The organism is Hoylesella timonensis S9-PR14, from assembly GCF_000762405.1.
Lineage (GTDB): Bacteria > Bacteroidota > Bacteroidia > Bacteroidales > Bacteroidaceae > Prevotella > Prevotella timonensis_A.
Genome location: NZ_JRPQ01000277.1, coordinates 1 through 26,364 on the forward strand (window position 1 = coordinate 1; position 26,364 = coordinate 26,364).

Annotated in this window: 19 protein-coding genes; 12 read left to right on the forward strand and 7 right to left on the reverse strand. The window is 43.5% G+C overall.

The features are described 5' to 3' along the window. Window positions 1-1,255 precede the first annotated feature (1,255 nt). On the forward strand, window positions 1,256-2,263 hold the full coding sequence (locus tag HMPREF9304_RS12975; RefSeq protein ID WP_156104830.1) for a hypothetical protein: 1,008 nt from the start codon (window positions 1,256-1,258) through the stop codon (window positions 2,261-2,263). 143 nt (window positions 2,264-2,406) lie between these two features. Here HMPREF9304_RS12975 and HMPREF9304_RS12980 read toward each other — a convergent pair whose 3' ends face one another. After that, window positions 2,407-2,913 (reverse strand): histidine phosphatase family protein, encoded by a 507-nt coding sequence (locus tag HMPREF9304_RS12980; protein ID WP_036929908.1) that lies wholly within the window; start codon window positions 2,911-2,913, stop codon window positions 2,407-2,409. An 87-nt stretch (window positions 2,914-3,000) separates the two neighbouring features. Between HMPREF9304_RS12980 and HMPREF9304_RS12985 the strand changes: the two genes are divergently transcribed. The 4 genes from HMPREF9304_RS12985 to HMPREF9304_RS13000 all read left to right on the forward strand — a co-directional run bounded on the left by HMPREF9304_RS12985 (window position 3,001) and on the right by HMPREF9304_RS13000 (window position 11,082). Next, the gene (locus HMPREF9304_RS12985; RefSeq protein WP_036929909.1) at window positions 3,001-3,690 is read left to right on the forward strand and encodes an HdeD family acid-resistance protein; all 690 of its coding nucleotides are present in this window, start codon (window positions 3,001-3,003) and stop codon (window positions 3,688-3,690) included. A 125-nt stretch (window positions 3,691-3,815) separates the two neighbouring features. Beyond that, complete coding sequence (locus HMPREF9304_RS12990) at window positions 3,816-5,114, forward strand: MFS transporter (RefSeq protein ID WP_036929911.1); 1,299 nt, start codon at window positions 3,816-3,818, stop codon at window positions 5,112-5,114. Window positions 5,115-5,344: 230 nt separating this feature from the next. Then, a complete protein-coding gene (locus tag HMPREF9304_RS12995) occupies window positions 5,345-6,343 on the forward strand; it encodes a glycoside hydrolase family 130 protein (RefSeq protein ID WP_008122173.1) in 999 nt (332 codons plus the stop codon). 194 nt (window positions 6,344-6,537) lie between these two features. After that, window positions 6,538-11,082: a glycoside hydrolase family 2 TIM barrel-domain containing protein gene (locus tag HMPREF9304_RS13000; RefSeq protein WP_156104831.1), complete on the forward strand. Its 4,545-nt coding sequence runs from the start codon at window positions 6,538-6,540 to the stop codon at window positions 11,080-11,082. Between the two features lie 321 nt (window positions 11,083-11,403). On the opposite strand, the gene HMPREF9304_RS13005 is transcribed toward HMPREF9304_RS13000, so the two are convergent. The 4 genes from HMPREF9304_RS13005 to HMPREF9304_RS13020 all read right to left on the reverse strand — a co-directional run bounded on the left by HMPREF9304_RS13005 (window position 11,404) and on the right by HMPREF9304_RS13020 (window position 15,581). Then, on the reverse strand, window positions 11,404-12,936 hold the full coding sequence (locus HMPREF9304_RS13005) for a hypothetical protein (RefSeq protein WP_036929913.1): 1,533 nt from the start codon (window positions 12,934-12,936) through the stop codon (window positions 11,404-11,406). Window positions 12,937-13,045: 109 nt separating this feature from the next. Further along, window positions 13,046-13,687 carry a uridine kinase gene (gene udk / locus HMPREF9304_RS13010; protein WP_036929915.1) on the reverse strand — a complete coding sequence of 214 codons (642 nt, stop codon included), beginning with the start codon at window positions 13,685-13,687 and terminating at the stop codon, window positions 13,046-13,048. An 11-nt stretch (window positions 13,688-13,698) separates the two neighbouring features. Continuing rightward, window positions 13,699-14,286: a uracil-DNA glycosylase family protein gene (locus HMPREF9304_RS13015; protein WP_036929948.1), complete on the reverse strand. Its 588-nt coding sequence runs from the start codon at window positions 14,284-14,286 to the stop codon at window positions 13,699-13,701. A 248-nt stretch (window positions 14,287-14,534) separates the two neighbouring features. Beyond that, a complete protein-coding gene (locus tag HMPREF9304_RS13020; RefSeq protein ID WP_036929916.1) occupies window positions 14,535-15,581 on the reverse strand; it encodes an endonuclease/exonuclease/phosphatase family protein in 1,047 nt (348 codons plus the stop codon). Between the two features lie 234 nt (window positions 15,582-15,815). On the opposite strand from HMPREF9304_RS13020, the gene HMPREF9304_RS13025 reads away from it, so the two are divergent. From HMPREF9304_RS13025 to HMPREF9304_RS13045, 5 genes are all read left to right on the forward strand, one after another. Then, complete coding sequence (locus tag HMPREF9304_RS13025; protein WP_036929950.1) at window positions 15,816-18,374, forward strand: TonB-dependent receptor; 2,559 nt, start codon at window positions 15,816-15,818, stop codon at window positions 18,372-18,374. 14 nt (window positions 18,375-18,388) lie between these two features. Next, entirely contained in the window at window positions 18,389-19,246 is an 858-nt protein-coding gene (locus tag HMPREF9304_RS13030; RefSeq protein WP_036929918.1) for a DUF5689 domain-containing protein, read from the forward strand. 94 nt (window positions 19,247-19,340) lie between these two features. Further along, entirely contained in the window at window positions 19,341-20,774 is a 1,434-nt protein-coding gene (locus HMPREF9304_RS13035) for a DUF6359 domain-containing protein (protein WP_036929920.1), read from the forward strand. Between the two features lie 97 nt (window positions 20,775-20,871). Beyond that, entirely contained in the window at window positions 20,872-21,123 is a 252-nt protein-coding gene (locus tag HMPREF9304_RS13040) for a type B 50S ribosomal protein L31 (RefSeq protein ID WP_008122187.1), read from the forward strand. A gap of 90 nt (window positions 21,124-21,213) precedes the next feature. Then, window positions 21,214-22,137 carry a DNA/RNA non-specific endonuclease gene (locus HMPREF9304_RS13045; RefSeq protein WP_036929922.1) on the forward strand — a complete coding sequence of 308 codons (924 nt, stop codon included), beginning with the start codon at window positions 21,214-21,216 and terminating at the stop codon, window positions 22,135-22,137. Window positions 22,138-22,306: 169 nt separating this feature from the next. Here HMPREF9304_RS13045 and HMPREF9304_RS13050 read toward each other — a convergent pair whose 3' ends face one another. Beyond that, the gene (locus tag HMPREF9304_RS13050; RefSeq protein WP_036929924.1) at window positions 22,307-22,834 is read right to left on the reverse strand and encodes a hypothetical protein; all 528 of its coding nucleotides are present in this window, start codon (window positions 22,832-22,834) and stop codon (window positions 22,307-22,309) included. Between the two features lie 302 nt (window positions 22,835-23,136). Between HMPREF9304_RS13050 and HMPREF9304_RS13055 the strand changes: the two genes are divergently transcribed. After that, window positions 23,137-23,685 (forward strand): glutathione peroxidase, encoded by a 549-nt coding sequence (locus HMPREF9304_RS13055; RefSeq protein ID WP_036929925.1) that lies wholly within the window; start codon window positions 23,137-23,139, stop codon window positions 23,683-23,685. A gap of 195 nt (window positions 23,686-23,880) precedes the next feature. Further along, window positions 23,881-24,828 (forward strand): thioredoxin-disulfide reductase, encoded by a 948-nt coding sequence (gene trxB / locus HMPREF9304_RS13060; protein ID WP_036929926.1) that lies wholly within the window; start codon window positions 23,881-23,883, stop codon window positions 24,826-24,828. Window positions 24,829-24,977: 149 nt separating this feature from the next. Here trxB and pepT read toward each other — a convergent pair whose 3' ends face one another. Further along, entirely contained in the window at window positions 24,978-26,201 is a 1,224-nt protein-coding gene (pepT, locus tag HMPREF9304_RS13065; protein ID WP_036929927.1) for a peptidase T, read from the reverse strand. Window positions 26,202-26,364 lie beyond the last annotated feature (163 nt).

The window sequence follows — 26,364 nt, forward strand, 5'->3', positions numbered from 1 at the left end:
ATTATACAGCAATTGACGTTACGGGCAAAGGCGGGGCGAAGCCCCAAAAGGAATATAGCCCAGGGTAACACCCTGGGAGAAAGGTCGTTAGCTCATTGGCGCGCTGTAAGCGCAAAAGGAGCCAGTGAAGTATCCTTTCTCGCAACTTCCTTTTGCGCTTACAGCGCGCCAGTATGCTGGAATATCCATACCCAGGGTGTTACCCTGGACTATATTCCGATTGGGCTTTCAGCCCGTCTTTGCGGCTTGAAGACCCTTCATACTTAATTGTGAAGGCAGATTCTTCATCGTGATACCACCGCTCGACTCTTTAGAAATGATGTATCTTGTTGTTGATAACAACATAGATGATAGCAACAACGAAAGCTACAGAAAACACGAAAATGTGCGTGTGATAAAAAGAAGCCAAAGGGACGGAGGCGTTCTGATGAAAAAAGCGAAAGAAAATGAGTTGCAACCCCTCTCCTACCTTTCATCAAAAGTAAAAGAATGTAACGATGTTTTTCGTTGTTTTAGATAGAACGGTATGTTGCTATCTGGTAAAGACAAAAATGGTTTTTGTCCTGTTATTTTACCAAAAATCGGCCATCTAAAATCTTCAAAATAGAAAAAATCAATAGGCAAACGAGCTGCAAAAATGGGCTGATTTTAACAAAAAAGACGCTTTTTACAGCTGAAACAATGACTTTACGGTCTTGGAAACATACATTAGTGCTGTTATTCACATGCTTCAGCAGCCTTAAAGCATGCAAATTGGAGGGTTATCTCAATGCTTTCATCGAAAAGGAATGATAAAAATAGGCAGAAAAAGAGGCACCTAAGACTTAACATATTCAACAACAACGAGTTATAAAAGTCGCTCATTTCTCGCGTATTTGCGACCAACTTTGCTGTTGGTTGTTTTCACGCGAGTTTTGAGAGACACTTTGTAAAGAAAATTCAGCAATAATAAGCCTTCCGTGTAGCGTATCCCCAATTTTACAGTTGTTGCTTCGTTGGTATCGTTCATTGTAAAAATATGATTCTTCAATAAAAGCGCTGTGGGTACATTCACCAATCGCCAACATTCGTAAACGATAGGGAAATTCCTCAATGATGTAGGGAAAAGCCCTTTCGGCACTAAAAATGAATCATTATATTTGCAATGTGATGAAAGGAAAAAGGTTCTGTCAAACCAGCAGACTTCGTCACCAATGGTCGTTAAAGACAGCACAATGACATCACACCCATATTTACGAATCAACAAAACCCTATTATGATGAAAAAGCTTATATTTACCCTCGCAGCACTCTTCTTTATTTCCGTCTCGGCAAGTGCCATGAGTTACAGGCAAGCTCGTCAACAGGCACTCTTCCTAACGGACAAGATGGCTTATGAACTCAACCTTACCGATGACCAATATGAGGCGGCTTACGAGATAAACCTCGACTATCTGATGAGGATAGACGATTACGATGACCTGTTTGGCGTTTATTGGAACAGGCGCAACATGGACTTGAACTACATCCTCTTCGATTGGCAATATCGGTTGTACTGCGATGCGACATACTTCTATCGTCCCTTATATTGGAACGCAGGCTATTGGCATTTTTCCATTTATGCACGCTATCCACGGCGAGATTACTTCTACTTTGGAACGCCGCAATTTTACACCGTCTACTGTTGTGGGCATAGCTGGCACCGCAACGGCAACCGCTCATGGTACTATGGACGCAGCTACGGAAACGACTACCGTAACAATGGCATTGGCATGCGCGACAGATTCCACAGCGGATATTACAACAATGACAGTCGCTCCTTTGGCAATGGACCGCAAAGAAGAATCTCTACCTATGGAAGGGGTTGCGATAATGGCGATATGTACAATCGCTCGGGTAGCATTCGTGATTATCAAAACGTACCTGACCAAAATTCCAACACGGTGTTTGGAGGCAGACGCAGTAGTACACGTACCACTGTTACACAGCCTACACCCAACTACAACGGAAGCAGGAGTGGGAGTTTCGGTGGTAGCAGATCGTATCAAATTCCTGATAACAGACCCTCTGTACCAAATCGAACATTCACCCCGAACGAATCAACCCGTCCAAGTAGGCAATATGCTCCACAACGTTCCAATGTGATGCGCAACCCCTCAACGCCTCCATCACGCAACTTTGGTGCAGCATCAAGAGGTGGGCGGAGTTCGATAGGCACGTCAGTACCGAGAGGAAATGCCAACAATAACAATGGTTCTACGGTTCACTTTGGGGGAAGAAGGTAGATACTATCGGTAAGAAATAAAATAGGTGAAATCAAAAACGGTAGATTCTTTTATAGGCATTAAAGATGTTTCAGGAAACAGACAGTGGCAATGACTGACGCCAGTCATTAGCACACAACGCAAAACTTCAGAAGGTGCGAATGTTACAGTTGTAGCTTTCGCACCTCTGCATTGTTCATCCGTGCGATTTCAGACATGGGCAAACGATAAAACACACTCTGAATGGCTTTGTTAATGATGCCATGCCCCACCGCAAGAACAGTACCTGAAGGGCAACGCCGCCTCACTTCTTCGAGGAAAGCCGCTGCTCGTTGCTTGAGTGCTTCGATGCTTTCGACATTGTCAGGAAAAGGTTTGTCTTTCAAATCAGGAATATAACAACCTGTAAAATCGCCCCAATCGCGCTCTCGAAGGAGTGGCGTTTGGTGTACCACAGCCTGATGCGGAGCGGCAATACATGCACAAGTCTGCACAGCACGCTGCAAGTCACTGGAGAAAAACATATCGATTGCTTCAGAACGAAATTGCTCACAAAGACATGCTGCCTGTTGTTCTCCCAACTCACTGAGCGTTCCAGGCGTTTGTCCCTGCATCACTTTTTGCACATTCTCTACCGTTTCACCATGTCTCACCAAATATAAAGTTGTCATATCTTCATGATTTGGCGCAAAAATAATAAAAAAGAATTGGAATTATGAGAGATAGTTTGTACATTTGTCACGTATATAAAGATTTTTATGAAAACAGTACAAAACTCATTCATCCGCTCATTGTGTGCTATCATCATTGGTGTTCTCTTAATTCGATATCGTGAAGAAACCGTGACATGGCTAACCATTCTGATTGGTGTCTTATTCTTTCTATCAGGTTTGATTTCGTGTATCACCTATTTTATTGATAAGAAACATCAAGACGAAACCGTGGTACTCGATGCCAATGGGCGACAGATTTCGGGCTTCCGTCCCACGTTTCCTATCGTTGGGTTGGGTAGCATGGTGTTGGGAGCCATATTGGCACTGATGCCAACCGTGTTTATGACGGGCTTGGTATATATCCTTGCTGCTATCTTAATATTAGGAGCTATCAACCAATTCGTCATCTTGGCAACAATCAATCGTATTCTACGAGTAGGTGTTATCTTTTGGCTTCTGCCCTGTTTTGTATTAGCTATCGGAGTTATCGCTATCGTGGCACCAAGGTGGATTGCCTCTGCACCGCTCTTCGTGTTAGGTTGGACCCTCGTACTGTACGGTGTCATCGAGTGTATCGATGCCTTCAAAGTGATGTCGGTGAACAGAAAATACAAACAAAACCCTACCTTTGAAGAAACTGCTATTGAAACTACGGAGATAGAACCCTCGGTAACAGAACCTACAGAAGTGGTGGATATGACCAATGAAGAAACAAATTCCACACCTAAAGAATAAGCCCTAAACGTCAATTAAATGAACGGTAAGAGTTACAAAGACAACGTCTTATGTTCTTAGTATATATTGTAAACTTACCCGTTCATTGAATGTATAAACATCATCTGTAAAAGAACATATCAAAAATGAACCTAAATTCTACAACTTCTCCCCATAAGAAGCTGAATCCTATTGCGTGGGTGCCCACCTTATATTTTGCCATGGGGATGCCTTTTGTGGTGCTCAACATGGTGACTTCACTAATGTACAAGGGGTTAGGAATCTCTGATACGCAAATCACCTTTTGGACAGGACTGATTATGCTGCCTTGGACATTGAAGCCGATTTGGAGTCCTTTCCTTGAAATCTACAAGACCAAGAAGTTTTTTGTGGTGCTTACCCAGTTGCTTTGTGGCGTGATGTTTGCCTTATTGGCTTTCGCCTTGAACCTTTCTAACTTCTTTGCTATCACCATTAGCATTTTAGCAGTGATTGCCATCAGCGGTGCCACACACGACATTGCAGCCGACGGAACATATATGTCGGTACTATCAACCGAAGAACAAGCACGCTGGATAGGTTGGCAAGGTGCGTTTTACAACGTGGCGAAGATATTTGCAACAGGAGGATTAGTGTACTTGGCAGGAATTTTCATCAAGAGTTACGGTGTGACTAAGGCATGGATGTTCATCATGTTGATTACTGGTACAACCATGCTCGTTTTGGGATGCTATCACTTTTTCATGCTTCCAACAGACGAAAAATCTGATAAGCAAAGAAAGAGTGCTCGTGAGATATGGACAGAATTATGGATGGTGTTTGCAGAGTTCTTCAAAAAGAAACACATTACTTATTATATATGCTTCATCATTCTCTATCGGTTTGCCGAAGGATTTGTGATGAAGATAGTGCCACTCTTCCTTAAAGCACCTGTTGCGGAGCAAGGATTGGGCATGACAGAACAAGAAATTGGACTGTGCTATGGTACTGTTGGAGCTGCTGCCTTTGTCATTGGTTCTATCTTGGGTGGCTACTATATCGCACATCGTGGATTGAAAAAGACACTTTTCTCTTTGGCATTGGTGTTCAATGTGCCATTTGTGGCGTATAACCTATTGGCGATTTACCAACCACAAGACCTTGTCTTTATAGGCAGTGCCATTGGACTGGAGTACTTTGGTTATGGCTTTGGCTTCGTGGGACTAACGCTCTTCATGATGCAACAAATCGCGCCAGGCAAGCACAAGATGTCACACTATGCCTTTGCCAGTGGCATTATGAACCTTGGTGTGATGTTGCCGGGCATGCTTAGTGGTGCGGTGAGCGACGCATTGGGCTACCAACACTTCTTCGTGTTCGTGTTACTATGTACCATTCCCGCCTTACTCATCACTTGGTTTGTGCCGTTTGGAGCCTCCCCTAACCCCTCCCAAGGAGGGGAATAATTAGCTGAGAGCATTGAACGTTGAGGTTTGGACTTTTGGTTATCAATGCTATCAGCTGGTGAACTCGTCAACTTTGAACTCGTCAACTAAAAAACTAAAAACTCAAAAACTATCAACTCGTCAACTAATAACTTGTCAACTCGTCAACTAATAACTTGTCAACTCGTCAACTTAAACTATCAACTCGTCAACTTGTAAACTTGTCAACTCGTCAACTAAATATTTTTTCTATGTCCAAATTAATCATTCAAGGGCAGCCTTTGCCCAACATGCCGTGGGAAGACCGTGCGGCAGATTGTAAAGAAGTCATGTGGCGCTGTTCGGCGAATCCCATTATTCCAAGGAATTTGCTACCCACCTCCAACAGTATTTTCAATAGTGCCGTAGTACCTTTCAAAGACGGTTACGCTGGTGTGTTCCGCTGTGATGACACCAACCGTAGAATGGTATTACACGTCGGTTTCAGTGACGACGGTGTAAAATGGAACATCAACGAAGAACCACTCCGTTTTGAGTGTGACAATAAAGAGATTGGTGAATGGGTGTACGGTTACGACCCACGTGTGTGCTTTATCGATGACCGCTACTACGTCACATGGTGTAACGGCTATCATGGACCTACCATTGGCGTGGCATACACGTTTGATTTCAAGACTTTCCACCAGTTGGAAAATGCTTTCCTGCCCTACAACCGCAACGGTGTGATGTTCCCAAAGAAGATTAATGGCAACTTTGCCATGCTTAGTCGCCCAAGTGATACAGGACACACTCCCTTCGGAGACATCTTCTACAGCGAATCTCCCGACTTGGTGTACTGGGGCAAGCATCGCCATGTCATGTCACCTGCCGCCTTCGAAGTAAGTGCATGGCAGTGCATGAAGATAGGCGCTGGTCCTATTCCTATTGAGACATCCGAAGGTTGGCTGATGTTTTACCATGGTGTACTACGCTCGTGCAATGGCTACGTGTACAGCTTTGGCTCTGCCCTACTCGACTTGGAACAGCCATGGAAGCCTATCTATCGCTCAGGTCCTTATCTCATCTCGCCACAAACGCAGTATGAGCTGACTGGCGACGTGCCTAATGTTTGTTTCCCCTGTGCAGAGGTGCATGATCCCAATACAGGTCGCGTAGCCGTTTACTACGGTTGTGCCGACACCGTCACGGGTTTGGCTTTTGGTTATATACCCGAGATTATTGAATTTACGAAACGCACAAGTATCATTTAAGTTGTAGCGTTGACAACGTTAATGATGGACGGTTCTAAGAATTACCGCCGTGTATGTGTTACTTAGAACCCATAGACATGCCTTTTGTCGCCATAGGCTTCTTTTGGCATAAGAAGTTCAAAGTCTGGCAAAGCAATTTTTAGAACCGTCCTTACACATCTCTTATCATCAAGCAGTTAAAACAGACATTCCACATGAAACACATTCTTTGCCTGGTCATGGCATTCGTGACAGCCACCTTCTTTGAACAAAACATACAAGCACAGTCGATGAATGAATGGGACAATCCATCCATCACCCATCTGAAGCGTGAAGAAGCTGGCGCACTAACCATTCCACAAGAGAATTCTATACAAGACGATTGTGTTCCTATGGAACAATCTCCCTACTACCAAAGCCTGAATGGTACATGGAAGTTCATGTGGGTGCCAGATCCTTCAAAGCGACCTGCCCGTTTCTTCGTTGCTAACTATGACGATAGTGCGTGGGACGATATCAACGTTCCTTCAACATGGCAAGTCTACGGAGTGCGGAATGGAAAACAATGGGACAAGCCACTGTACACCAATTTCAACTATCCGTTTACTTATAATTGGAGGACATTCAGCGTAATGGCTGACCGTCCCTCTGGCTGGACGTATAACAACGACATGAAAAACCCAGTGGGAAGCTATCGACGTACGTTCTCCATTCCATCTACATGGAATGGGCGTGACGTGCATTTGCGACTCAACGGTGCAGGTCACGGCTATTATGTTTGGATCAATGGAAACTTTGCTGGCTATGCCGAAGACTCTTATTTGCCCTCTAACTTTAACATTACCTCACTGCTCAAAGCAGGCACGAATGAAATTGCCATTCAAGTGTACCGGTTTACAAGCGGATCTTTCCTCGAAGATCAAGACTATTGGCGCCTGACAGGTATTACACGTGACATCTTTTTGTGGTCAACACCAAAGACATGCGTCAAAGATTTCTTCTTTAAGACAACGAATTTGTCACCTAACGGAACTTCTGCTACGAGCGAGGTAAGCCTCTCCATTGCGGGGAAAACTACACAAAACACATCAGTAGAAGCGAAGTTATTGGACGGAAAGAAAGTCCTCGCAATAACCAACAAGCAGGTCACGACGGGCGAGACAACGCTGAACCTTCCTACAGTGAGCGGCATTGAAGCATGGAGTGCAGAGCGTCCAACATTATACAACCTTGTACTCACGTTGAAAGAGAATGGTAAAACCATAGATACCAGAGCTTGCAAAATTGGATTTAGAACCATAAGCATAGGTCAGGATGGCGCATTCTTGGTAAATGGAAAGTCAGTGATATTCCATGGTGTGAACCGTCACGAGTTCAGTGAAGAGAATGGAAGAACTGTATCCAAACAAGAGATGGAACAGGACGTCAAGCAAATGAAACAGCTCAACATCAATGCAGTACGAACCTCACACTATCCCAACAGTCCTTACTTCTACGAATTGTGCGACAAATACGGCCTTTATGTATTGGCAGAAGCCAACGTAGAGTGCCATGGCAACACCAGCCTGTCAAGCAACGAATTATTCAGAGCCGCCATGGTAGAGCGTAACACCCGCCATGTACTGTCGCTTCGAAATCACCCATCCATCGTCATTTGGTCGGGTGGCAACGAGAGTGGTGGAGGTGATAACTTCAGATCGGTCATGGAAGCCATTAAACAACTTGACGACACACGGCTCACCCACTATGAAGGCAACAGCAAATGGAGCGACATGACCAGCACGATGTATGCAAGCTACGACCGTATCAAGAACATTGGCCAGCAGCGATTGGCAGAATACAAAGCAGGATGGCACCCCAAACCCCACGTTCAATGCGAGAACACCCATGCCATGGGAAACTCCATGGGCAACCAACGAGAAATGTTCAACCTGTACGAACGCTATCCAGCCTTAATCGGTGAATTTATTTGGGACTGGAAAGATCAAGGCATTAAGATACCTGTTCCAGGCAAGCCTAATCAATATTACTGGGCATACGGTGGCGACTTTGGCGACATGCCTAACGACAACAACTTCTGCTGCAACGGCATTGTCTTGCCAGACAACACCCCAACGGCCAAGACCTTCAACGTCAAGAAGATCTACCAACCCATGGACTTCAGGATGAAAGACAGCCTGCAATATATATTTGTTGCCAAAAGCAAGCTCAATCAACGCCGACTGAACGATGTAGACCTCACCTACCAGTTACTGAAAGACGGCATTGCCATTGCACAAGGCACTGTCAACAACATCGACATCGCACCCAACGACAGCATGGAAATCAAGCTCAATGGACTTCCAACACTTGACGACAAGGCAGCAGAATACTTTATTCGCTTCACCGCCAAGCTGCGTCAAGCCACCCTGTGGGCGGATGCAGGATATGAAGTTGCGAGCGAACAATTCAGGATAAGAAATGCCATTCACAAGAAACCGCACGTCTCATCCAACAGCAACCCACTGCAACTCACCCAAAACGAAGGCACTGTGACCATCACAGGTTCCGACTTCTCGGCAGTTTTCACCAATGGCATCCTCTCTTCCTACTATCATCAAGGAAAGCAGCTCATCAGTAGCGACATCTTACTAAATGCTTTCAGACTGCCAACGGACAACGACAAGACACAGACAGGCAACTGGGACAACATGGGACTGCGTATGCTCAACTATTCGTTGGGCAACACAGATGCGACTCTTGACATTGACGGCAAGCGTGCCAGCATCAAAACAGAATGCACCTATACTGGCACTAATGGCACTGCCTTCAACGTAAACCAGCAATATACCATATTGAACGACGGCACCATTATTGTCAACAATATCATCGACCCTGCACAAAAAGGTGTTGTATTACCTAAGTTGGGCTTCCGCCTTGGCATGCCACAGAGCTTCAACAAGATGCAATGGTTTGGTCGTGGTCCTTGGGATAGCTATAAAGACCGCAGGGAATCGGCTTTCGAAGGAGTGTATGGCAGCACCGTTGAGCAACAATTTACCCCTTATGTGAAGCCTCAGGAATGTGGCAACAAGGAAAATGTTAGATGGTTGGCATTGACAGACAGCCAAGGAAGTGGACTCATGTTCGTGGCTCCTGCACAGATGGCAACCACGGTAGCCAACTGGAAAGCCGAGGACAACTATACCAACAGAAACAACCGATCGGCACATCCATACCAACTGGTGACAACGTCCGAGACCGTTGTATGCCTTGATGCGGCACAAAGAGGGTTAGGAAATGCCAGCTGCGGTACAGATGTCATGCCCAAATATGAGCTTACGGCTCACAAGACTTCCTTCGACTTCATCATCCTACCTTTGGCACATCCACATTCTGAGAAAGAATTAGCTCAATTGGCACAAATAGATAATCCCCTTTGTCAACCTGTACACATTGAACGGAACAAAAACGGATGGGTGTCTATCTCCTCACCACAACCCAATGTTGTAATTCGTTATAGTCTTGACGGCAAACCCGAACAAGTTTACTCAAAGCCATTCTACCTGAAGTCACGCGGTGTCATCAAGGCTTACGCATCGTCACCCGACCATGAAAATAGCATGGTAACAACCGTGGAGTTTGGCATCATGATAGACAAGAGTGCATGGAGAGTTGTCAGTTACGACAGTGAGCAAGGCGGTACAGAACAAGCTGCCTATGCCATTGACGATAACGAGAACACCATTTGGCACACCCAATATCAACCGTCAAAGCCCACATTCCCTCACGAAATCGTGGTAGACATGGGGAAAAGCTACCGTGTTTCCGCTTTCTACTATCAGGGAAGGAAAGACCTTGTCAATGGGAGGATTGGCGATTATGAAATATTCTTTAGCAACGACTTATACAAATGGGGAGCACCAGCAGCAGTGGGCAGGTGGGAAAACACCTCGGCAAAACAAACCGTACCTATTATTAGCAAGCCTATTGCCCGTTACATGAAACTGATAGCCTACAACGCTGTAGACAAAACCGACTTTGCCTCTGCCGCTGAAATAGGAATCAACGCAGACGAGGAGATTGGCGACGGACAAGTAACTGCCAAAGATGAGCTGGACGGCCGCACATTCTACCTCCGAGAAAAAGAGTCGGGACTATACTTGCATTACCAACAAGACCAAAGCAGTAGTTATCAAGGAGATTATTGTTTAGGACAGCTCGACACAAACGACGAAGCATACAAGTTCACCTTCTCAAGAAGTGAAGGCTTTACCAACATCTACTCGGTGCGCAATAGCAGTCTTTACATGGCAGGCGTAACAGGCAACTGGCAATGCGTTGCAATGCAATATCCGTTTTCTAACCAGCAACTCATTCAAGCCGAATGGGTAGGCGAAAACGAATATAAGCTGAGGGGAATGTGGCAAATACACCGCTACCTCAACTTTGACGAGAAAAGAATAAATGCGTACGTATATCCCGACAAGAACACAGGTGCTTCGTTTATCATGGTACTTCCATCAGGCATCGAGACCTTGTCACACAAGCAATCGCTGAATGTACACCCAACTCTATCAAAAGGTACTATTTACATCGAAGGACAAAACGCCACACGCGTGGAGGTGTACAACACCATGGGCAAGCAGATACAAAATGTCATCGGCAACAATACGTTCAGTCTAACCCTTCAAGCACCCAATGGACTTTACTTCGTGAAGTTGTATAATTTGGCAACGGGAGAGCAACGATGCGTCAAAATTATCTTGACACGCCACTAATGGCAGCCATCTTCTCAAAGTATCATGCATTTCCAACCAACCAAAGCTACCCACAATCGCCACCACTGTACATGGACGGTTTCGGGAAATATCTTCATGCCCCCTGATTTTCTATGAAAGAAAAATCTCTTTCAGTACAGAAACACAGCATTGTGACTATCATCAAGAGCAAGGACAGCATACCAAACAACTGGTGAACAAATAACAATGCAGCAGAATGAAGGGTTTAGATTTTGGAAATAGCCAAGTGGTTAGAGTTCACAAAGCGTCAAATACTATCTATCTGATTATTAAATAGAAGCAAAGACACCATTAGCAAACTTACGCAAAGGATTTATTCAATACGAGATAAATATACTTTTTCTGCTTGCCCTTCAAATGAAAACCTTGCTTCTTCAGATAAGAAAAGAAGTGTTGCAGACTTTGTGGTTGCTTTTCAATTCCTCTCGCATAACGATAAACAGCCTTGGCAAAAGCCTCTTCATCCACCTGACTATTTACTGCTAATTGATGCAACAGAACAGGCAAAAGGTCATAATACACCCATGCAGTGTTGGCTGTCTCATCGCTACCTTCTGCTCCAACGCTGATACTATGATTGGATTGTATGCTACGTTTTGCTTTCTTTATCAACGTCAGATTAATGGGACTATGTTCTATTGAATCTGTAAACATCTTCTCATGTGTGATATACTTACCAAAGAGATATTTGGCTAAATACTCTGTGGTTGATTCCGCAAAAAAGTTTGTTTCTTGAGCAGACAAGTTTTTTGGGCGTATTTGTTGTTTACCAATCACAAAATGTAGCATTTCATGCAATAATGTATGGTGATAATACATTTTTTGATCCATCAGCAACACGCTGTCCAAGGTCAAAGAAAAATGAGCAGAAAGGTTGTCCAAATTCTCTGCTTTCCCCATCTTCACTTCAAAGTTGAGACCTGTTTTCACAATTGCGATGTGCTGTCGAATATCATTAGAAAGATTTGCGAGACAATCAATTGCTTTCAATGCACGATATATGACGCTGTCATCAGGAACAGACTCTGTTGTGGACAAAGAGCCTTTGTCAAAGGATTTGTGAATAGTGTCAGGTGATAACTTATGATACAACTGTGTAGCCAGCTTTTCGTTTTCGGCAACCAATGTGATATCAAACCCCTTGTATTCAATGGTTTTATGTTCATATACGGGACGATAGAACAAGAACAATGAAGGGAACTTTTCGTGTGGTGGCACTGTAATGCTTTCGGTGGTATATAAATCTATCAATCCTTTATCTGTAAGTAGATAAAAGAGAGAAGGATTTACGTGTAAAATGTAAGTGGTGGTGTCCGCCCTTTGTGTGTTTGTAGGGAATAAAGTTCCCCATCCTTCATAGTGAATATATGAAAATGAGGGGATGCCATTGCTATTAAACAGATTGCCAGCTATAAACGAACAGTCGTTATATGATAATGAGAATCGCCCTCGCGCTGTTTTCATGTATTGAAGTTCCTGCTTCTCTATCTCAGGGGTGTTCCAGTTCGTTAGATTCAGATTGTTCCACCTCAATTTTCCGTATTGTAGCGTGACAGGAATAAATGGTCGTAAAACAGCACTGAAGTATGAACTGTTCTCAAATTGATATTGTTGCAGTGAAGATAGCGTTGTTTGTTGCGGAAACTCTACCTTTACTCCCAATTGAATATAAGGTGACAAAGACCAACCGCTGGGAAGAGAATCGGTCAATAATGCATAGTCTGAGTAAAAAGGAGAGATGACGACACGTTGTTGTCCCCATGCGGATAACGGTAGTAGAAATATACATATCTCTACGAATAGTATGTGCAAATAATTGATTGATTTCTTCATTGTTGAGCTTATTTTAACAATATATGTAGACTTATAAATAAAACTCAGATAACACTTTCTATCACTCACAACTCACATCAGGCAAAGCTGTGCGTAGCCATGCACAGCTTTATCCCATCAACACCAATCTCTCTACATATTTCGAGAGGATATCTATTCCTTTGATGTTGTCGCCTCCTTGCGGTATGATGACATCGGCAAAACGCTTGGTAGGCTCGATAAATTGCTCGTGCATAGGCTTCAGCACCTCTAAATAGCGGTTCACCACCATACTGACATCACGACCTCGCTCAACGATGTCTCGCTGAATGTTGCGAATCAGTCGTTCGTCAGAATCGCAATCCACAAACACTTTCAAGTCCATCATCTCACGCAACCGCTTATTGAGCAGCGTCATAATTCCTTCGATAATGATAACAGGCTTAGGGTCTACATGTATGGTCTCTGGCAATCGGTTACACTTGATATATGAATAGGTAGGCTGCTCTATCGATTCTCCACTACGTAAGAGATTGACCTGCTTGATGAGCAATTTCCAATCGAAAGCATCGGGGTGATCAAAGTTAATGGCATGCCGTTCTTCTTCGGTCATCTCAGAGGTGTCATTATAATAAGAATCGAGCGGAACCACAGCCACATACGCAGGAGGAAGTGCCTCCACTAACTTTCTCACCACGGTGGTCTTACCCGACCCCGTACCACCAGCAATACCAATAACAGTGATTTTATTGTTAAATTCTAAAGGAAACATGATAAAATTATTTATGCTAAAATATCTTGGAACATCACTTGATAATATTTCGCCTTCTCCTCTATCTTCATAGGATAAGCACGCGAGCTACTCGGCATGCGATACAAGCGCAAGAGTCTACCTTCAAATTGAAACGTATGGTATTGCCCCATTTGGGGTGCAGAAACACCATAATGCTGCGTAAAAACCTTAGTAGCCAACCTACCTGCCGTGAGTACTCCCCTACATTGGGGCAGATTTCGCAACAAGGCATCCAAGTTGACGGGTTCTACAATCTCCAAATCTTTGTCCGATGCCGTATTCTTGGTTCGTCGCACACGCAAGGCTGTGTCATACAGTGCCACCCCTTTCTCTTGTAAAAACGCTTTCAATTCGTCTAACTTAAAACATTTCTCTCCCTCATCGACAAAATGATTCTTATCATTAAAGAACAAATAACCAAAGATACGCCACATATCATTTTGGAAATTGGGATAAAAGAACGGCATACTCCAACGTTTAGGAGCTGGAGGAAACGTTCCCAACATCAGCAGCCTTGCATGCTTGGGCAAGAAAGGCTCGAAAGGATGCGTCTCTATGGTGGGCAAATCATTGTTCATATCTCGTTGTTTCTTCGTACGTTCACATGGTGGGTTAGACACTCTTCAACGCCAGACTGCAACCGCCCTCATTCCGTGCTCATTGTCTATGTGCCTGTTCAGCGTTTCGCTCCGATGCAATCATCCGCTTGTTTCAACATTACAAACTGGCAAAACAGATTGTTTTCGGAAGGAAAATAGACTGTTTTGGTGAGCAATACAGTCTATTTTGGTGAATTACTGTCCATGTGTAAGCGGCTTATCTACCGCTACGACTGTTTTTTCACTAAGTAGACAACCACAGGCAAGTGGTCGCTATACCCATTGAGCCACACGCCTCCCGCTGTGGTTCGCTTAGGTGCGCCCTTATATTTGCCGGTAGACTGGATGAGATAATCGTAACGTACAATCTGACATTTCCAATATTTCAACGACGAATAGTCGCGTTTTCCGTTTTGATTGAGCATGTTGGGCGAGAGTACTATTTGGTCAAAGAGATTCCATCCTCCTTGATACATTAATGTTCCTCTACCCTGTTTTGCCAAAATGTTATACCATGGATTGTACATATCGTCCTTTCCAACTTCATCCACCTCTGCTTTGGCAGACAACACCTTTGCCATACTGCGACTCGTAGGGTCGTCGTTCATGTCGCCCATCACCATCACTTTGATAGCAGGATGTTGACGTAAAAGCGAATCCTTTACCGCTTTCACCTGCGCAGCAGCCACCTCTCTATAATAAGACCCACTGTAACGGCTCGGCCAGTGACACACAATGACCGCTACATGTTCGCCCCCTAACGTTCCTGTCACGGTGAGGTAGCCACGGGTACGGAAAGCACTGTCTTTGGGAAGTTGCGGAACATACGGTACCAATTTCACCGTTTGAGGCGTGAAAAGCTGAGGATTGTACAACAATGCACAATCAATGCCACGCCTGTCTGGTCCTTCCACATGAATGTATCGATAACCTCGTGCAGCAAGAGGTGGCTGGGCAACCAACGCATCAAGAACGCGTGCATTCTCTACTTCGCTGAGTCCTATCATGGCACAACCCACCTTTGGCAACACATCTGTACCCATATCTGACAATGCACGTGCCATATTGTGCAACTTATTGGTATATTTGAGTTTGTCCCACTTATACGAACCCGTAGGTAGGAAGTCATAATCTTTCTTTCCTTCATCGTGACAGGTGTCAAAAAGATTCTCTTGATTGTAAAAACCTACGCCATAAACAGAATAATTTGTTTGTGCATTGAGCCTCAAAAGTCCTAAGACCAAGAGGAGTGAAAGCATGATTTGTTTTTTCATTATCGAGCTATTAATTTGGTAAAGAGGAGTCGTTCAATCATTCCTTTGATAGCGCACCAGTTCAATTGATATGAACCGACAGCTTCAACTCTCCTGCTATGTGATGCAAAGATAATTGTTTTCTGCTAATTAAATAACGTGGCAGGCAAAAAATACGTTTATTCTCTTCCAACATTGAAATTTATTTTGTTACTTTGCAATAAATATTATCATACTTACGAAAAATCTTCTATGATGCAACAAAAGCTCAAATTAGCACTTCTTGCCCTTTGTTATGCGTCGTTGACCTTTGCTCAAAACGACAAGACAAAGACCAACAAGAATCCTATGATGGATGAGTCGGCGTTTACTTTTACGGAAGCACAATTGGGCGAAGATGAGAACATGACCCAAAATGTCATTATCCTCAACTCAAGCACCAATGCTTATGCCTCGGGAGTAGGCTATCGATTCTCACCCGTACGTTTTCGCTATCGTGCCTTATCACAAGAGTATAACGACGTATATATCAACGGTGTACCGATGAACGACATGGAGAGTGGGCAGTTTAGATATTCCATGATAGGCGGACTGAACCAGCAAACCCGCAACGTTGACTTTGCACTGCCTTTTGAAAGCAACAGCTTTGCCATGAATGCATTGGCTGGCAGCAACAATTATGACTTCCGTGCAGGGAGCATGGCAGCAGGAAATAGACTATCGTTAGGAGCAGCCAACCGCAGTTACTCGGCACGTGGCATGTACACTTATGCCTCTGGATTCAATGCCAATGGTTGGGCAATAGCTGCCAACCTTACTTATCGTTGGGCGAACAAAGGATATGTAGAGGGAACTTTTTATAACTCGCTTTCCTATTTCTTAGCGATACAAAAACGGTGGACGAATGGACATTCGCTGTCGTTCTCTACATGGGGCAACCCTACCGAGCGTGCATCGCAGGGCGCATCCACAGACGAAGCATACTGGTTGGCTAACAATTACCTCTACAATCCCTATTGGGGCTACCAAAATGGAAAGATAAGAAACTCACGAGTAGTGAACGATTTTGCTCCGTCTGCCCTCCTCACGTGGGACTGGGATATTGCTAAAGACACGAAACTCACCACATCTCTCTTTGGTAAATATAGCAAATATAAGAGTACAAAACTGAACTATAACAACGCAGAGAACCCACAACCCGACTATTGGAAAAATCTTCCCAGTATGTATTACGATGTTTGGGGCGATGAAGCCAACAGCACTAATAGAAGTCATGCTGCTTTCTTAGAATGGAATGAGGCATACAACTACTGGACAGCCGCAAAAGAAAACCGTCAAGTGAAATGGGACCAACTGTACTGGGCGAACCAACAAGCAGCCAAGACAGGCAGCGATGCGCTATACTATGTGCAAGCCAAGCACAATGACAACTTTGTGATGAATTTAGCGTCAACGCTTACCACTAAATTAAGTAAGAACCAGACATGGAACATTGGGGCTGTATTAGGTCGAAACCAAGGTGGGCATTATCAGACAATGGAAGATTTGTTGGGTGCCAACAGTTTCCATAACATCAACACTTATGCCGTAGGCAATTATCCTAAAAGTAGCGATGCCGTGCAATACGACCTTAACACAATGGGAGCAGATAGAACAGGACGTTTGGTAGGCAAAGGCGACAAGTTTGGTTACGATTACGATATCCTGATTCACAAAGCACTTGTTTGGACCAATTACTTAGCCAACATGGGGCGCTTTCATCTCATGGTAGCAGGAAAAGTAGGCGGCACAGACATGCAACGCCAAGGCTATATGCGCAACGGAATGTTCCCAGAAAATTCGTATGGCAAGAGTGGACACGCCAAATTTTTAGATGGTGGTGGTAAAGCCAGTATCACATGGGATGCTGGACTGGGCAACATTGTATCTGTAGGAGCAGGATATGAGTGGCGCGCTCCAACGGCACGCACAGCCTTTGCATCGCCCGAAATGAACAACGACTTTGTGTTGAATCTAAAGAACCAACAAGTTTTCAGTAGTGAGTTGGGTTATCAATACCAAAATGCATGGGTACATGCCAACATCAACGCTTACTACAATAGAATGAATCATGTTACCGAATGGCAAAACTTCTATTTCGATAACCTCAATTCTTTCTCTTATGTTTCGATGACTGGCATTGAAAAAGAGGCGTACGGTGTAGAATTGGGGGCGCGCTTTAAGCTCGCATCCTATTTAGATCTTACCACACTCGGCACTTGGAGTGAAGCTAAAAACATCAACAATGCCAAGGTGCGCTACCTTAACTCAACCAAAGCACAATACGTGGACGAGACTGTGTACAACAAAGGTATGCGCGAAGGAGGAACGCCGCTTACCGCTGCAAGTCTTGGATTGAGTTTCCATCAAGGCGGATGGTTTGTAGATTTGAACGGAAACTATTACGATCGCATCTACTTATTCTATACTCCATGCTATCGGTATGAGAGTACGCTACATCTAAAGAATAGTAATGATAATGAAGAAAATAACATCATACCCGAACAAGCCAAAGGCAAAGGCGGTTTCATGTTGGACGGTAGTATTGGTAAGAGCATCCGATTGAAGAAAGGACAGCTGAACTTGAACCTCATGGTAACCAACCTTCTCAACAATCAACGTATCGTAACGGGAGGCTATGAACAAAGCCGAAGCGACTACATAGTGAAGGATGATGGGACGACAGATCCACGTACATACAAGTTTCCACGCAATCCGAAGAAATATTATGCTTACGGCATCAACGGAATGTTCCAAGTATCTTACAGATTCTAATAAATCTCAACGACATGAAGAAAATAAAATATATAGTCATTGCACTTGTTTGTGTATGCCTGAGTGGTTGCATGGCTGACGATTACGATGCACCGCAGTTGAACCAGTCGCCCTACGGCAACAATGAACTCACAGAAACGAAGGTGCTAAGCATTGCCCAATTGAAACAGCAATACCAAGGAGTAATTGCCGCAAGTGGCATAGAAGAAATTACAGAAGACATCCAAATCAAGGGTTGGATAACTGGAAATGATGTGGAAGGCAACATCTACAATCAGTTTGCAATGCAAGATGAAACGGGTGCTATACTGATCTCGGTAGCACAAGGTGGTCTCTACGGCTACCTTCCTGTTGGTCAAGAGGTTTTGATATCACTCAAAGGACTCATCATAGGAGGATATGGCAGTCAGGCACAAGTAGGAGGTTTATACATCAATAAGCGTGATGGTTCACCACAAGTGGGACGCATGAATAGGTTTGTGTGGATGAGGCATTTCAAATTGTTGGGCACACCTCAACCTGAAAAAGTGAAACCTACTGTCTTTGATCAAAGTAAAATAAGCAATCAGCAATATCTAACAAACAACAGTGGCATGCTGATGACGCTAAAGAATGTGCAGTTAGAAGGAGCCAACGGTAAAGCTGTATTTGCCCCGAAAGACGGAAGCATCGCCCTTACTGCCAATGCAGCCAACCGCACACTGAAGGGTATCAATAGCAAAACAATGGTAGTTCGTACCAGCACCTTTGCAGATTTTGCAAATCAACCCATGCCCACAGGAGCAGTAGACATTACTGGCGTCTTTACAAGATTCCGCAACACATGGCAAATCTTATTGCGCTCGGCTGACGACATCAAGCCCGCAAAATAGGACAATGCTACTACAAGATACGGAAACTCAATGACATTACTGACTGAATGTCTGGAACAAAAACTAAACAGAACAATTATCAATAAAAGAAATAATGATGAAAAAGCTATTTTATTCATTCCTATCGCTGGCTATCGCAGCACTGAGCCTTACCAGTTGTGAAGACGTTCCCGCACCCTACGAATACCCAGAGGACAATGGCGGTGGCGAGATTGTCGCCCCAACCGACCCCAAGGGAACAGGAACACAGGAAGACCCATACAATGTAGCCGGTGCTATCAAAATGATTAAAGGTTTGGAAACCGGCGCCAACTCGGCAGAGGTCTACGTCAAGGGAAAGATTGTCTCCATCAAAGAAATCAACACAACCAACTTTGGCAATGCCACCTATTATATATCTGACGATGGCACAAGCAAAGGACAGCTCTACATCTTCCGCAGCTTAGGACTGGAAAACAAGAAGTTCACCTCGGAGAATATCAAGGTGGGTGACGAAGTTGTAGTTTGCGGACAGTTCACCAACTACATGGGGAAAACGCCAGAAACCGTTACCAACAAGAGCTATCTCTACTCTGTCAATGGCAAGACGAGCGACAACTCGCAGCCACAGGAGCCTGGAACCAATGTGAATCCAACTGGTGAGGGCACAGAGGCGTCACCCTTCAACGTAGCAGCAGCCATGAAAAAGGACAAGGTTGCCAAGGTTTTTGTCAAGGGATACATCGTGGGATTCATTCCCGGAAAGGACAAAAACGAGGCCAAGTTCACTGCTGAGGGTTGCGAAACAGAGACCAACCTCCTTGTTGCCGATAAAGCTGACGAGACAAACATTGCCAACTGCATGCCCATACAACTACCCTTTGGCAACATTAGAGCTGGACTGAACCTGAAGAAAAACAAGGACGTATACAAGAAAGAGATAACGCTCTATGGAAACATAGAGAAGTACTTTGGTATCACGGGACTGAAAAACGTGTCGTATGCCTTGGTCGGCACAAAGAGTTTCGGGACAAAACCTGGTCAGCCAGTAACACCTTCAACCGACATCTTGAACGAAACGTTCGCCGAGAGCATAGGCTCCTTCACCATTGCCAACGAGAAAGACATGCCACAAGGTCTTAAATACGTATGGTTTGTGGACAAGAAACACCAACAGGTGAAAGCCAGCGCCTTTTTCCAAAACAAGAAATTCGAGACGGAAAGTTGGCTCATCTCACCTGCCCTCGACCTGAGCGGCAAGACAACCATCACGCTGTCTGTTGAGCAAACTGCAAACCGCTTCAACTCCCTGAAAGATGAGATCTTCATCAAGATATCTACGAACTACAAGAGCGGCAAGCCCTCGACAGCCACTTGGGAGGTTCTTACGCCCAGTAAATGGCCATCGAACAGTAACTGGATTTTCGTCAACTCCACTATTGACCTCAGCGCTTACGCAGGCAAGAAAGACGTAAGAATCGCCTTTCAGTACAAAAGCTCATCACAGTCGGCTGGCACATGGGAACTGAAGAACTTAGTCGTAAAATGACAAAAAAGCAATGATACGTTTGGCTGTTTGCAAAATTATTTGTACTTTTGCACCCCATACAGCAAAGAAAATAATTAACATTCAATAGATTATAAAAATGAAAAAAGGTATTCATCCAGAAAACTATCGCCCCGTCGTATTCAAAGATATGTCCAACGGCGATATGTTCCTTACAAAATCTACCTGCAAGAGTAATGAGACAGTAGAGTTTGAAGGCGAAACTTACCCAGTGGTAAAAGTAGAAATTTCAAGTAGCTCACATCCATTCTATACTGGTAAGAGCAAACTTGTTGACTCAGCAGGTCGCGTAGACCGCTTCATGAACCGTTACGGTAAGATTAAGAAATAACATACAACCCTATTTTTTCTTATAAAGAAAGTGCGTTCGGGCGTAGTTGCATATACGGTCGGTCGCACTTTTTTTATTGAAACTGATTACATGAAACAACTTCATTCACTCTTTTTCGTCGCATGCTGCTCCCTACTTGTCATTGGATGTAATTCTAATCACAATTCAACTGACAGAGAAACAGAATCGAATATTAACGCAAATCGGTTAGTAGGCGTATCTACCATTGGCAATCCTACCATGCCACCCGAGATTTGTCGCTTGGAATTTCCGAAGATTAAAGGCGGTACCAGCATGATTATTGTGCACAAAGCCGAGCTCAATGCACGAACCCATGAGTACGGAGTGAATTATTCGGTAGAATGGGACACGCAGAAAAAGTCTCAAAGATGGAGTTGTTATCAGATGTACAGAAGCATCGCCAAACCACATACCAAACGCTATCGTTCTAAAACAAACCAATATCCACAAGATTCAAAGCTGCCAGAAGCTTTTCAGTTTGCATCAGATCCATATTGGCGAACGGGCTATGACCACGGACATATCTGTCCTTCAGCCGATCGATTGGGTTCGGCAGACGCTAACTACCAAACGTTTTTCCTCACCAACATGCAACCTCAAGTAAACGGATTCAACGCTTACGTGTGGGCAAATATGGAAAAACAATTACGCATCTGGGATAGAGACGACTTCAGAGACACCTTATACGTTTGCAAAGGTGGCACCATAGACAAACAAAATCAAATACTCACAATAACATCCAAAGGCTTAATTGTACCGAAATACTTTTATATGGCGATTCTTTGTAAAAACAAATTAGGCTATAAGGCGCTTGGCTTTTGGATAGAACACGAAGCGAATGACGACAACGACTTAGGAAAATACGTCGTTTCCATACAAGAATTGGAACGAAAAACTGGTATCGATTTCTTCTGCAACTTGCCTGATAACATTGAAAGACGTGTGGAATCGTTACCTAAAGAAAAGATAAAATTAGCATGGGGACTACGATAAACGCACACCGTGCGTATATGCCGGACTTCTTAGAACACAAAAATGAACGCTGAATACGTTTCAACGTTCACTGAACATAAATACCTGCGAAGGTGCATTTTGTACTTTAATGATGAGATATCAAGCTATCGCAATCGGACAAGTCTTCTTTGTTTGGTTTGAGAAACTATCAGTCCATACTGAATGATACTTTCTTTGCATAGGTATAACGATTATAAGCAAACTCATCTGTTTCCCTATTTCCCCTTTGAACACCAGAGAAAGAGCGGTCGGTTAGATTTAAGTCATCGTAATCAATCACCATTTGGAAATTCTCTCCATTCTCACCATTGTATGTCATGATGATATCTCCAGTACTGCGATCGATACGCCACGAAAAGACTCTATCGTAAACCAGTTCACCTCTAAAATAGTCCAACTGTCGTCCACGACCTGAAAGACTGTTGGAATCATATTGGTCAAACTCAATATCTGTATCGTACACTTCTTCCAAAAGGTGCTGTTGTGCGTTGTAAAATCTTGCAGCTGTCTTTCCTGTCCAATGTCCTCGCAAGGTTTGTGCCATATGAGTTAAATCTACATACTCAGTATCATAGTCATCATCATAATAGTAATCGTCGTCGACAGTACATGATACAAACCCGAAGGAGAATAGAGCCATCAAGGCTATCGGTAATAGTTGCGTAATCTTTTTCATGTCTTTATATTTTTGTTATTCATTCTATGTAACACTGCAAATATACGCAGTCTCTGAAACTTGGTACGCATAATTTCACTATTCTTAGGTAGGGATTCTCCTACTGTTAAGGAGGAAAAACCTAAATTAATATTTATTGGCACGTACATATCTTATAAATTCAAATAAAATCCATATCTTTGTAATTAGTATAGGACGTATCAATCTGGCTCAACTATGATTCCTAAAATTAAAGGAAAATCAACTTGAGTGAGCCATACTGAAACGTTCATTTATAAATCACATTATATATCTTAAATAAAATGAAAACAGTTTACGATTTTACAGTCAAAGACAGAAAAGGTAATGACGTATGTTTAAAAGAATACGCTAACGAAGTACTCCTCATTGTAAATACAGCTACCAAATGCGGTTTTACGCCTCAGTACGAGGAACTGGAGAAAATATATAAAAAATATCACGCCAAAGGCTTCGAGATTCTTGATTTTCCTTGCAATCAGTTTGGTCAACAAGCACCTGGAACCGATGAGAGCATCCATGAATTTTGCAAACTGAACTATGGTACAGAATTCCCTCGCTTCAAGAAGATAAAAGTAAACGGTGAAGATGCTGAACCTCTTTACAAATATCTGAAAGAGCAAAAAGGGTTTGCTGGCTTTGACATGAGTCATCCTATTGCACCAGTCTTGGTTGACATATTATCAAAGGAAGACAAAAACTACGACAAGAATCCAGATATCAAATGGAACTTCACCAAATTCCTTATCAACAAACAGGGACAAGTTGTAGCACGCTTTGAGCCAACAGAAAATCTTGACAACGTAGCTAAAAAGATTGAAGAGCTATTATAAATTTATAGAATACTAACTCCATTGTAAAGTGTGATATGAATTGTAAATACCTGCCGTAAAAGCAAAGTAGAATAGAGAAGGTAACCGTTCACAGAACATCTGTAATACTTAGGGCTTTTCTTCACTTCTTTCACTTTGTTTGCGGACTGGTTTCACAATTCATATGACACTTTTTTTATTTTACATCTATTCAATATGGAATCAAAAGAATATACCCGTTGTCTTATTATAGGTAGCGGACCTGCTGGTTACACTGCGGCTATCTATGCTGCACGTGCCGACATGAATCCCATTTTGTACTGCGGTCTACAGACGGGTGGGCAGCTTACGCAAACGACTGAAGTTGAAAACTTCCCTGGCTACCCTACTGGTGTGGATGGCAATCAAATGATGGTTGACCTACGTGAGCAGGCAGAGCGTTATGGCACAGAGGTGAGAGACGGCGAGATTGTCAAAGCAAACCTTAGCAAAGCGCCCTATTTATTAACAACCGAAAAGGAACAGCAGATTGAGGCAGAAACCGTGATTATCGCAACTGGAGCCTCTGCCAAATATCTCGGACTCGATGATGAGGAGAAATATAAAGGCAAAGGTGTTAGTGCCTGTGCTACCTGCGACGGATTCTTCTACCGCAAAAAGGTTGTTGCAGTGGTTGGAGGTGGTGATACCGCCTGTGAAGAAGCCACTTACTTGGCAGGACTTTGCACTAAGGTGTACATGATTGTACGCAAAGATTACTTACGTGCCTCTGAGGTAATGAAGCAACGAGTAGAAGAAAACGAAAAGATTGAAATACTCTATGAGCACAACGCAGAGGGCTTGTATGGTAAAGACGGCGTTGAGGGAGTTCATTTGGTAAAACGCTTAGGACAGTCTGATGAACAACGATACGACCTCCCCATTGATGGCTTCTTCTTGGGAATTGGACACAAACCTAACTCTGATATATTCAAAGAGTTTTTAGAAACAGACAAAATAGGCTATATAAAGACAATTGCTGGTACTCCAAAGACAAATATTCCTGGTGTTTATGCGGCAGGAGACGTAGCCGATCCTGTGTACCGACAAGCAGTAGTCGCCGCTGGCTCTGGCTGCAAAGCCGCACTTGAAGCAGAGCGTTACCTTACTGAAATTAACAAATAAGCATCCAGACTTTGGCAAAATTAGACTGATGACTGTTGATGCTAAACGCCCTCAATACAACCATTTGTATTGAGGGCGTTTGATGAATGATGCCACTGCTTGAATGGACATCGTTTCCTTATGATTCAAAAAATTGATATAAGGGGAAATCAATCATTGAATCCAGCGGTTATCTCACATATTTTTACAATCACATCTACTGCCTTTTCCATGACTTGAATGGAGACAAATTCATAAGGTCCATGGAAGTTGACGCCTCCTGCGAAGATGTTTGGACAAGGAAGTCCTTTGAAACTCAGCTGTGCACCATCCGTTCCACCACGAATAGGCTCTACCTTTGGAGGCACACCCGTCTCTTGCATCGCCTGTAGAACAATATCTATCACGTGCATGTTTGGATCAATTTTCTCCTTCATATTGTAATATTGATCCTTAATGGTAATCTTCACCGTGTCCTCACCATATTTTTCGTTCATCTTTGCTGCACAAGCTTCCATAAAATCCTTGCGCTTTTCAAAGCTTTCACGGTCGTGATCACGAATCAGATAACTCATCTTTGCCTCTTCCGTGCGTGTCTCCATGGCCAAAAGATGATAAAATCCTTGATAGCCTTCTGTTGTTTCGGGCAGTTCTGTATCAGGAATCATGGCATTAAATTCACACGCCAATCTGTTTGCATTCAACATTTTTCCTTTTGCATAACCTGTATGTACACTCACACCCTTGATGTGAATTTTAGCACTTGCGGCGTTAAAATTTTCATATTCCAAGTCTCCTAAATCGCCTCCATCCATGGTATAAGCCCATTCACAACCGAATTTTTCGACATCAAAGTGATGAGCACCCATACCAATTTCCTCATCAGGATTGAATGCAATGCGAATATCGCCATGCTTAATCTCATCATGGTCGCGCAAATAGCACATGGCTTGAACTATTTCAGCAATACCAGCCTTGTCGTCTGCTCCCAAAAGAGTATGACCGTCTGTCACTATTAAATCCTCTCCAATGTGTGCCTTCATTTCAGGAAACTTAGACGGAGAAGAGACGATTCCTTCGGAAAGTACGATATCCTTACCATCATAATTCTTTACTATACGAGCCTTGATATTAGCTCCGCTTGCATCAGGACTGGTATCATAATGCGAAATGAAGCCAATGGTAGGAATCTCCTTCTTCACGTTAGCCTTGAGTGTGGCATAAATATAACCCTTCTCATCCATTTCAACGTCTTCAAGTCCCTCGTGTTCCAACTCTTCTTTCAGATATTTGGCAAATATCAATTGCTTTGAGGTACTCGGCACAGTTTGCGAATCTTCAGCCGACTGTGTATCAAATTTCGTGTAATTAATAAATCTTTCAACGATGTCCATATGCTTTTCTTTACAATTTTTAGTTATATGATTGATTGTCTCACTTTTGGAGAATTGTGTCACGTAATTCTAACGATGCCAACGCTGCTCCAACATACCATGACAAGCAAACACATTTTATCCTTCTTGCGCTTCTTTCATGATATATAAGCAAAGATAAAAA

Excerpts from the sequence above, each read along its gene's own strand:
- HMPREF9304_RS12975 (WP_156104830.1), top strand. The coding sequence starts at position 1,256 with ATGATGAAAAAGCTTATATTTACCCTCGCAGCACTCTTCTTTATTTCC.
- HMPREF9304_RS12980 (WP_036929908.1), bottom strand. The coding sequence starts at position 2,913 with ATGACAACTTTATATTTGGTGAGACATGGTGAAACGGTAGAGAATGTG.
- HMPREF9304_RS12985 (WP_036929909.1), top strand. The coding sequence starts at position 3,001 with ATGAAAACAGTACAAAACTCATTCATCCGCTCATTGTGTGCTATCATC.
- HMPREF9304_RS12990 (WP_036929911.1), top strand. The coding sequence starts at position 3,816 with ATGAACCTAAATTCTACAACTTCTCCCCATAAGAAGCTGAATCCTATT.
- HMPREF9304_RS12995 (WP_008122173.1), top strand. The coding sequence starts at position 5,345 with ATGTCCAAATTAATCATTCAAGGGCAGCCTTTGCCCAACATGCCGTGG.
- HMPREF9304_RS13000 (WP_156104831.1), top strand. The coding sequence starts at position 6,538 with ATGAAACACATTCTTTGCCTGGTCATGGCATTCGTGACAGCCACCTTC.
- HMPREF9304_RS13005 (WP_036929913.1), bottom strand. The coding sequence starts at position 12,936 with ATGAAGAAATCAATCAATTATTTGCACATACTATTCGTAGAGATATGT.
- udk (WP_036929915.1), bottom strand. The coding sequence starts at position 13,687 with ATGTTTCCTTTAGAATTTAACAATAAAATCACTGTTATTGGTATTGCT.
- HMPREF9304_RS13015 (WP_036929948.1), bottom strand. The coding sequence starts at position 14,286 with ATGAACAATGATTTGCCCACCATAGAGACGCATCCTTTCGAGCCTTTC.
- HMPREF9304_RS13020 (WP_036929916.1), bottom strand. The coding sequence starts at position 15,581 with ATGAAAAAACAAATCATGCTTTCACTCCTCTTGGTCTTAGGACTTTTG.
- HMPREF9304_RS13025 (WP_036929950.1), top strand. The coding sequence starts at position 15,816 with ATGCAACAAAAGCTCAAATTAGCACTTCTTGCCCTTTGTTATGCGTCG.
- HMPREF9304_RS13030 (WP_036929918.1), top strand. The coding sequence starts at position 18,389 with ATGAAGAAAATAAAATATATAGTCATTGCACTTGTTTGTGTATGCCTG.
- HMPREF9304_RS13035 (WP_036929920.1), top strand. The coding sequence starts at position 19,341 with ATGATGAAAAAGCTATTTTATTCATTCCTATCGCTGGCTATCGCAGCA.
- HMPREF9304_RS13040 (WP_008122187.1), top strand. The coding sequence starts at position 20,872 with ATGAAAAAAGGTATTCATCCAGAAAACTATCGCCCCGTCGTATTCAAA.
- HMPREF9304_RS13045 (WP_036929922.1), top strand. The coding sequence starts at position 21,214 with ATGAAACAACTTCATTCACTCTTTTTCGTCGCATGCTGCTCCCTACTT.
- HMPREF9304_RS13050 (WP_036929924.1), bottom strand. The coding sequence starts at position 22,834 with ATGAAAAAGATTACGCAACTATTACCGATAGCCTTGATGGCTCTATTC.
- HMPREF9304_RS13055 (WP_036929925.1), top strand. The coding sequence starts at position 23,137 with ATGAAAACAGTTTACGATTTTACAGTCAAAGACAGAAAAGGTAATGAC.
- trxB (WP_036929926.1), top strand. The coding sequence starts at position 23,881 with ATGGAATCAAAAGAATATACCCGTTGTCTTATTATAGGTAGCGGACCT.
- pepT (WP_036929927.1), bottom strand. The coding sequence starts at position 26,201 with ATGGACATCGTTGAAAGATTTATTAATTACACGAAATTTGATACACAG.